Below are 8,578 nucleotides of genomic sequence, written 5' to 3' on the forward strand. Positions count from 1 at the left end.
ATCTCCGCGAGCGCCCGGGGCGCCGACTCGAGTCCGGCGAAGACGCTCTCGCGATGCACGAGCTCGCCACTGCGGAGCCACGCGGCCAGCCGGTCCTGCATCTCCTCGCGCAGGTGCAGGTTGCTGCTGCCGCGGAAGCCACGGAGCGTGAGGTCCTTGGAGACGGTGAGGAACAGGTTGCGCGGCCCCTTCGATTCCGACTCGTACTCCGAGATCGAGCCGCACATAGCGACCCGGCCGCTGCGGTTGAGGTGGTCCAGGGCGGCCTCGAGGTGGTCGCCTCCGACGGAGTCGAAGTAGACGTCGATCCCCTCCGGAGCGAGATCCTGCAGCTGGGCGCCCAGGTCGCCGTCGCGGTAGTTGAAGGCCTCGACGCCGAGGTCCTCGCGGAGCCAGGCGACCTTCTCGTCGCTGCCCGCACTCGCGATCACCCGGTGGCCGCAGAGCTTCGCGATCTGTGCGACGAGGCTGCCGACCGCGCCCGCGGCCGCTGAGACCCAGACGGTCTCACCACCCCTGAGGGCATCGACGACGTGCAGGCCGGCGTACGCCGTCAGCCCCATCCCGCCGAGCGGCCCGAGGAACCACGACACCTCCGCATCGCCGACGTCGAGCCGGGTGAGGGTGCCGACGCCGCCGAGCTGGATCGCAGCCGGGTCGACGACGGCGTACTCCCGCCAGCCCTGGGCGTGGGACACGATGTCGCCGGGTGCAAAGCCCGGCGCGCGGGACTCGACCACCTCGCCGAGCGCCATGACGCCGTCCATCGCCTGGCCCAGCGGGAACGCTGCGAAGTAGCCCGCCGGCGCATCGGGCCGCAGGCGCAGCCGCAGTCCAGGATCGACGGACGTCCACGTGTTGCGGACGAGCACCTGGCCCGGCGCCGGATCGGGAACCTCGATCTCGACCACCTCGAAGTCACCGGGTGCGACCGGTCCGGCGGGGTACCGCCGGACCCGGACCTCCCGCCCGACCCAGGTCATGGTTGTGGAGAGTGTCGGTGATCGGTCATACTTGAAGTGATATCAGTTCATGCGCCGGGCTGCAACCGCACGAAGGCCATGAATCGAGCCGAAGCCGGGAACCCGTGCCGCTACCCTGAGCGACCACGGTCTCGGGAAGGGGAGCCATGCAGACAACGACAGCTCCGCGGGCCGAAAGCGCCCGTTCGAAGCGCACTGCCATCGTCGCGGCAGCCATCGACCGCTTCGGCAGTGACGGCTACGAACACACCAAGTGGGCCTCGATCGCCGACGACGTCGGCATCGGACAGACCGCGCTCTACCACTACTTCGAGTCGAAGGCGCACTGCCTGTTGACCATCATGCGGCTCGAGCTCACCCGCTCGCTGGAGCGCTTCCAGGACGTCACCACGTCGGTCGACGACCCGGTCGAGGCGTTGCGCCTCGCGGTCAGCTCGGCCTACGTCGGCAGCGCGCGCGACGCCCTGCAGCGCCGGATCCTGCAGAACCACCTCGACCTGCTCGCCACCCCCCGACCCTCCGAGAAGGAGGAGCAGGAGCGCCTGCAGTCCCGCGCACTGGTGCGCGAGATCGAGCAGGCGTGGACCGCCCTGATGCAGCGCGGTGTCGACAGCGGCGCCTTCGCCGACCGCGACGTCGAGCTGTCCGCGCGCATGGCGCTCGCGCTCGTCGTCGGCGTGTGGCGGTGGTACCGCCCCGGCGGTCCGCACACGCTCGACGAGATCGGCGTACTCACCTCGGACGCGGTGCTCCGCGTCGTCGTCTGAGCCTGACTTCTAGGGAACGACGACGAGTCGTCCCGTCACCCGGCCCTCGCGCAGCTGCGCGTAGGCCTGCGGCACGTCGCTGAACGGCACCGTCTCGATCACCGGGGCGAGCAGCCCCTGCTCGGCGAGCTCGACGACCGCGACGAGGTCTTCCCGCGCACCCCAGAAGGGCGCACTGACCTGCCAGCCCAGCGGCAGGTCCAGGCCCTTGCCGACCGCGATGGTGCCGCGCGCTCCGCCGACGACGACCAGTCGACCGCCGGGCACCAGCGCCGCAGCGCCCGCGCGCATGGTCTCGTCCGACCCGACGAAGTCGAGGACGACATCGGCTCCGGCCAGTCCGTCGACGGACGTCGTCGTCAGGTGAGCTCCGAGCCGCTCCGCCAGCGCACAGGCCTCGGGCCGGGGATCGACGGCCGTCACCTGCGCCGTGGTGATCGCACGCAGGATCTGGACGGCCAGGTGGCCGAGGCCGCCGACGCCGATCACCACCGCCGAGCAGTCCCCCATGAGGGCGTCGCGATGGGCCCGGATCGCGTGATAGGCCGTCAGACCCGCGTCGGCCAGCGGCGCGAGCTTCTCCGCAGGCACACCCCGGGCGGTCACGAAGTGGCGTTCGTCCGGCAGCAGGACGTATTCGGCCAGTCCGCCGTCGCGACCCAGCCCGCACCCGACCTTGCCCTCGAGAGCGACGCAGTGGTTGTCCTGGCCGCGCAGGCAGTTGTGGCACTTGCCGCACGACCAGACGCCGTGCACGACGCCGTCCTCGCCGATCAGCGAGGCGTCGACCTCATCGCCGACCGCGACGACCCGGCCGGCGACCTCGTGGCCCAGGGTCAGTGGGAGGTCGTACGGCAGCGTGCCCTCCGGGCAGCCCATCACGAAGAGGTCCGAGTGGCACAGGCCGACGGCCCGGACCTCGAGGAGGACCTCCCGCCCGAGGGGCACCGGCACCGGCACCTCGACCCGCTCGACGTCGCAACCCCAGCCGAGGAGTCGGTACGCCGGCATCATGGCTACGGCCACATCGGGACCTGGGGTCCACGGCCACCGACGGCCTCGAGATAACCGGCCGTGTCCGCACGCCGCTCCCCCCACATGATCTCGAAGACCAGCCGGGAGATCATCCACTTCCCCTCGTGCCGCACCAGCTCGTCGTGGTAGCGACCGACGAGGAGGCACACGTCGTCGTCGCCCTCGAACTTCTGGTACGACGTGTGGTAGACCAGCGCGGTCGCGGTGTCCCCCTGGACGTCGACGTGATAGACGCTCAGCAGGTGGTGCTGCCACACGCAGTTCTTGGTCGCGTCGCGGATCCAGCCGATCACGGTCTCGGCGCTCTCCGCGGGCTCGGCGTTGCCGTACTGCGCCCACAGGTCCGGGTACAGGACGTCGTACAGCGCCTCCGGGTTCGCCGAGTCGATGCTCGACGCGTACTTGTAGATCTGGTCCTCGATGAGGATCCGGTCCTCGACACTGGTCATCGCTCTGCCTCTTCTCGTGGTTCGTGCTTCATCAGACGGTGGCGCCGACGCGATAGCCCTCGGCAATGGCGTGGCTGATCCTGCGGGGCGTCACGCAGTCACCGATCGCGGTGACCTTGCCGCCGAGACCGTCGGCCGACAACGTGCGCTGCAAGGCGTCGTCGCTGTGCCGGGGCTGGTGCGCGACCAGCAGTGCCTGGCCGACGTTGACCTCCTGGCCACCGAACACCGGACGCAACGCAACCGCACCGGCGTCATCGGGAACGACCAGCCGGTGGGCCACCTGCAGGGTCACCCCCGCAGCGCCGAGGCGTTGCAGCAACGGACCCACGCTCTCGGCGGGCACCCGCGGTGCAAGCGAGGTCATCGCCGTCGCGAAGGTCACCTGCCAGCCACGCTGGGCCAAGGCCTCGGCAGCGCTGTACGCGGGCCAGAACCCGTCGTCCTCGTCGTACACGACAGCGACGCCCGGAGTCTCCGGCACCCTCCCGAGGAGTACGTCGTCGACCGTGACGGCGCCGCGGCCGAGCAGGCCCGTCGTCAGCGGAGCCGGCACCGAACCGGTGGCGATCACGACGTGGTCGGCGAGACCGCCGATCTCCTCGAGGTCGTCCGCACCGATCTCGGCGCCGAGGTTGATGTCGACCTTGAGTCGCCGGGTCTCGCGGTCGAGGTGGTCGACGATGTCGATCAGGGTCGCGCGATGCGGCGAGGCAGCGGCGACGCGCACCGCTCCCCCGAGCGCCGTCCCGCGTTCGAAGAGCGTCACCCGATGACCACGCTCGGCGGCCACGCGCGCTGCCTCGAGACCACCGGGACCGCCACCGATGACATAGATCTCCCTGGACCGCGCGACCTGGACGCCGACGCCGGGCAGCCGGCCGCGTCCCACCTCGGCGTTGACCGCGCAGTGCAGGTGCGGGTCGAAGGCGCGACAGTCCTGGTTGATGCCCAGGCAGCCGCGGACCTCGTCGAGGCGCCCGGACTGCGACTTCACCGGCAGGTCCGGGTCGGCGATCAGCGCACGAGCCATGCCGACCAGGTCGGCGTGACCTGCCTTGATGACGTGCTCGGCGGTGCCGACGTCGCGGATCCGCTGACCGACGAGGGTGGGCAGGCCGGTGGCGGCGCGCACGCGCGACGCCGAAGGGACGGCCACCGCGTCCGGCCCGGTGGAATCCTTGACGTACTTGCCACGGGTCCCGTGGGTGATGCTGAAGTAGTCGACGACGCCGAGCGCGGCCAAGTCCTCCGCGATCCGCACGCAGTCCTCGATCCCCATGCCGCCCGGGATCTCCTCCTCACCACTGAGCCGTACGCCGAGGGCGAACCCGGCCGGCGTCACCGACCGCATCGCCTCGATCACGAGGTGCAGGAAACGCATCCGGTTCTCGAACGATCCGCCGAACTCGTCGGTCCGCTGGTTCGTCGACGCGGACATGAACTGCGCCGGCAGGTAGCCGTGCGCCGCGTGGATCTCGACGCCGTCGAGACCGGCCCTGACCAGGTTCTCGGTCGAGACCCGCCAGCCCTCGACGATGTCGTCGATCTCGCGGTGCGTGAGCACGTGCGGCGGATAGGCGTCCCGGACGGTCTTGATTGCCGACGGCGCCACCGGGGCGTTGTCGGACTCACCGCCGATGAACTCGCGGCCGAGGTGGCACAGCTGGCCGATGAAGCGGGCGCCGTGGCGATGCACGACGTCCGCCTTCTCCGCCATGACCGGCACGACCGCGTCGAGGTAACCCTCGACCAGCTTGCCCGACCTCAGTGCCGACGTCGGGTGGACGACCATCGCCCCGGCAATGACCAGCCCGACTCCCCCGGCCGCGAGCCGCTCGAAGTGCTCGACGTCCCCGTGCGTGGGCACGCCGTGCTCGACCAGGCTGGTCCCCGCAGGCAGGGCCACCAGCCGGTTCCGGACGTCGAAGCCGCCGATCCGGAACGGCGAGAAGACGTGCGGGAACTGGTCGGCCATCGGGGCTCCTGTTTCGGTGTTCAGCCGGCTCAGTGCGTGCCCGGACCGGTGCCGCGGCGAACGCCGTCGGTGACCGACTCGGGCAGGCTGCGGCTGGGGTCGACCGAGATGGTCTTGTAGTGCAGGAACTCCTGGTACGCCGTCGGCCCGTGCTCGCGGCCGATGCCGGACTTCTTGAAGCCACCGAAGGGCGAGCCCAGGTCGGCCGCGAAGGTGTTCACCGAGAACGTGCCGGCCCGGACCTTGCGGGCGACCTCGAACCCGTGGGCGTCGTCGGCCGTGAAGACCGCGCCGGACAGGCCGAGCTCGCTGTCGTTGGCGATCCGGATCGCGTCCTCCTCGCCGTGGTGCGGGATCAGGCAGGCCATCGGGCCGAAGATCTCCTCACGCGAGACCCGCATCGAGTTGTCGGCGTCCGTGACCAGCGTGGGCTCGAAGTACCAGCCCCGGTCGAGGCCGGCCGGACGCCGACCGCCGGTGGCGATCGTGGCGCCCTCCTTGCGGGCGAGCTCGACGTACTCCTCCACGCGGTCGCGCTGGCGCTCGGTGACGAGGGGGCTGATCACCGTGTCGGACTCCATCGGGTCGCCGATCTTCAGCGACCGGAAACCTTCGACGAGCGCCTCGGCGTACTCGTCGTAGCGCGCAGCGGGGACGACCAGCCGGGTGAGTGCGACGCAGCTCTGTCCGGCGTTCGTGCCGACGCTCGCGCCGATCAGGACCGGGAGGGCGTCCTCCAGCTTCGCGTCGTCGAGGACGATCGCGGCCGACTTCCCACCGAGCTCGAGCACGCAGGGGCGGATCAGCTCGCCGCAGGCGGCGGCGATCCGGGCGCCGGTCTGCACGGAGCCGGTGAAGCTGACCATGTCCACACCCGGGTGCCGGACGAGGTACTCCGACTCCGGTCCGCGGGCAGCCACGATGTTGATGACGCCCGGGGGCAGGCCGATCTCCGCACAGATGTCGCCGTAGATGAAGGTGGCGAGCGGGTTGGGCTCGGTCACCTTGACCACAGCGGTGCACCCGGCGATCAGGGCCGGGGCGACCTTCTGCGGCACGGCCGGGAAGGCGAAGTTGTACGCCGGGAAGGCCGCCACCACGCCGATCGGCTCCTGGGTCACGAGGCTGGCGCCCGCCATCGGGATGATGCTGCCGCCCTCGGAGCTGGCGGCCAGCGGGCCGAGGTCGCTGAGCCGCACCTGGGCGGTGTCGAGGCTGCGGCCGATCTCGGCGTTGTAGTTGAGGCTCATCACCGGGGAGATGACCTGGTAGACCTGCGAGAGGAACAGGGTGCAGCCGAGCTCCTCGGTGATCAGCCGGGCGAGCTCGTCCTGCCGCTTGGCGATCGCGTCCGCCATCCGGGTGAGGTAGTCAGCGCGCTCGGCCGGCGTCAGCCGAGGCCACTCCCCCTCGTCGAACGCCTTGCGGGCGGCGCCGACGGCAGCGTCGATGTCGGCACGGGAAGCCGCCGGGACGTGGCCGATGATCTCTTCGGACCTCGGCGAGATGATGTCGAACCGGTCATCGGTCTGCGCGGCACGCCATGCGCCGTCGATGAAGAATGCCTGGTGATCAATGGTTGCCATGGGGATGACCTTCCACTCGTGACGGGCCCTGGGGCCCGGGTGAGAACCGGGCTCGCCTGCACTCCAGCAGGAATGAACCCAGTTCGATTCAATTTACGGGATGGTGACGCCCGCCACAAGAGGTCGGGCGGGTGGGTGAATCACCTCCGTCACCCAGACGCCGAGACGGTCCCAGAGCGTCGCTCGACCGTCCTGGAAGTTGTGGCAGTGATAGCTGCCCGCCAGCACGAACAGGGTGATGTCGGCGGAACCCACGTAGAACGCGGGCTCTTCGCGCGGTCGCTCAGCAATGTCGTTCTCGCCGAACACGACCATCACCGGTGATGCCACCCTGGCCGCGTACGCGCTCGTGAAGCCGACATGAAGTGCGTCGACATAGGTCTCGGCCGCCCAGATCACCGAGTTGGCGTTGTCTGCCGCCACGATGTCGGCCGGGACATCCGGCCCGTTCAACCAGACCTGGTGGGGAGACTTGTCGACGACGCCGTAGCGGGCGTCCCACTGGTCACCCCAGAACACTCGTGCCTGGTCGACCGCCGTCGCGCGGACGGTCGGGTCGTCCGCTGCGTCGACCGCACGATCCTTGACCCCGTGGGTGAAACCCAGCACGGCGATGGCGTCGTAGCTGCCCCACCGCGCCTGCTGGATCGTGACCAGTCCGCCGCCGATGGAGTGGCCCACGCCGACGATCCTCGGCATCGCGACAGGCGCCAGCTCCGCGACCAGCGTCCCGTCCTCGAGCCGGCTCCGGATGACCGTCACGGCCCCGTTCGCCGCGTCGGCGAGCGCTTCGTAGGTGCACAGCGTGCCGTCCTCGGGACGACCGCTGTCCCCTACGCCGAGTGGGTCAACTGCAATCACGATGAACCCACGAGTGGTCATGTGCTCGGCGAAGCTGTAGCCCTCATGCCCCGGAAGCTGGATGTCCCAGTAGTCCCGTCCGTAGGAGCCTCCGGGCCAACAGACCAGCACCTGTTCGCGCCCTCCGCTGCCCTCGGCCGGCGCGAACACGGTCGCCGCCAGACTCAGCTCCCCCACGCCCTCCGGCGTGGCAGACGACGGCAGGTCCAGCCTGACATCGGTACTCAACATGACGACCTCACTTCTCGCTTGCCCGAGAGGGAACCGATGGCGCCGGACCGCAGGGCGTCCGGCGCCACCGGTCTCAGTTGACCTGCCAGAGCGCCTTGAACTGGTCCTCGTAACCCTCGGGTCCGGGGTAGTCGAGGGACGGCTCGAGTGCCTTCGCGCCGTCACCGCTGTCGACGATGTACGACGGCAGGGCCGCGATCTCCTCCTGGTAGCCAGCCGGCAGCTCACCGCCGTCGGCGAGGCGCAGGGCCGCGTCGACCATCTCCCAGCCGGAGTAGACCGCCGGGTAGGCGACCCACGCCGCGTCCATGCCGCCGTCGATCAGCGCCTGGAACTGCTGCGGGCCGGCACCGTTGCCGATCAGCTTGACCTTGTCCTCGAAGCCCGAAGCCTTGAGCGCCTCGGGGACACCGATCTCCAGGTCGCCGAAGTTGAAGACGACGTAGTTCGTCTTCGGGTTCGTCTGCAGGTAGGCGATCAGCTTCGCTGCGACCTGGCCGCCGGCGAGGTCCTCGACGGTCAGGTCGAGCACGCCCGAGGAACAGGCCGGGCAGTAGTCGCCGAGGACGCTCTCCATGCCGTCGACGGTGGTCTGGAGCGACGGGAAGGCAGAGATGGTGACCATCACCATGTGCGCAACGCCGCCGGAGTCCTTGATGGCCCACTTGGCGAGGTTCTCGCCGTCGGG

Annotated in this window: 8 protein-coding genes; 1 reads left to right on the plus strand and 7 read right to left on the minus strand. The window is 70.0% G+C overall.

Annotation, left to right across the window (positions count from 1 at the left end; translation table 11 throughout):
* Positions 1-983: NADP-dependent oxidoreductase (locus tag ACOADB_RS00035; protein ID WP_378595870.1), on the minus strand; the 983-nt coding region annotated here is incomplete at its 3' end.
* Positions 984-1,129: 146 nt separating this feature from the next.
* Here ACOADB_RS00035 and ACOADB_RS00040 point away from each other — a divergent pair.
* The gene (locus ACOADB_RS00040) at positions 1,130-1,750 is read left to right on the plus strand and encodes a TetR family transcriptional regulator (RefSeq protein ID WP_378595871.1); all 621 of its coding nucleotides are present in this window, start codon (positions 1,130-1,132) and stop codon (positions 1,748-1,750) included.
* Positions 1,751-1,759: 9 nt separating this feature from the next.
* Here ACOADB_RS00040 and ACOADB_RS00045 read toward each other — a convergent pair whose 3' ends face one another.
* The 6 genes from ACOADB_RS00045 to ACOADB_RS00070 all read right to left on the minus strand — a co-directional run.
* Entirely contained in the window at positions 1,760-2,776 is a 1,017-nt protein-coding gene (locus tag ACOADB_RS00045; protein ID WP_378595872.1) for an alcohol dehydrogenase catalytic domain-containing protein, read from the minus strand.
* Positions 2,767-3,234 carry a nuclear transport factor 2 family protein gene (locus tag ACOADB_RS00050; protein ID WP_378595873.1) on the minus strand — a complete coding sequence of 156 codons (468 nt, stop codon included), beginning with the start codon at positions 3,232-3,234 and terminating at the stop codon, positions 2,767-2,769. Before ACOADB_RS00050 ends, ACOADB_RS00045 begins: the two co-directional genes overlap by 10 nt.
* A gap of 31 nt (positions 3,235-3,265) precedes the next feature.
* Positions 3,266-5,212, minus strand: coding sequence for an FAD-dependent oxidoreductase (locus ACOADB_RS00055; RefSeq protein WP_378595874.1), 1,947 nt, complete (start codon positions 5,210-5,212; stop codon positions 3,266-3,268).
* 29 nt (positions 5,213-5,241) lie between these two features.
* Positions 5,242-6,798 (minus strand): aldehyde dehydrogenase, encoded by a 1,557-nt coding sequence (locus tag ACOADB_RS00060; RefSeq protein ID WP_378595875.1) that lies wholly within the window; start codon positions 6,796-6,798, stop codon positions 5,242-5,244.
* Between the two features lie 93 nt (positions 6,799-6,891).
* Positions 6,892-7,890, minus strand: coding sequence for an alpha/beta fold hydrolase (locus ACOADB_RS00065; RefSeq protein ID WP_378595876.1), 999 nt, complete (start codon positions 7,888-7,890; stop codon positions 6,892-6,894).
* Positions 7,891-7,963: 73 nt separating this feature from the next.
* On the minus strand, positions 7,964-8,578 hold a 615-nt coding region (locus tag ACOADB_RS00070; RefSeq protein ID WP_378595877.1), incomplete at its 5' end, for a sugar ABC transporter substrate-binding protein.

This window comes from Nocardioides sp. CPCC 206348 (assembly GCF_048654705.1).
Lineage (GTDB): Bacteria > Actinomycetota > Actinomycetes > Propionibacteriales > Nocardioidaceae > Nocardioides.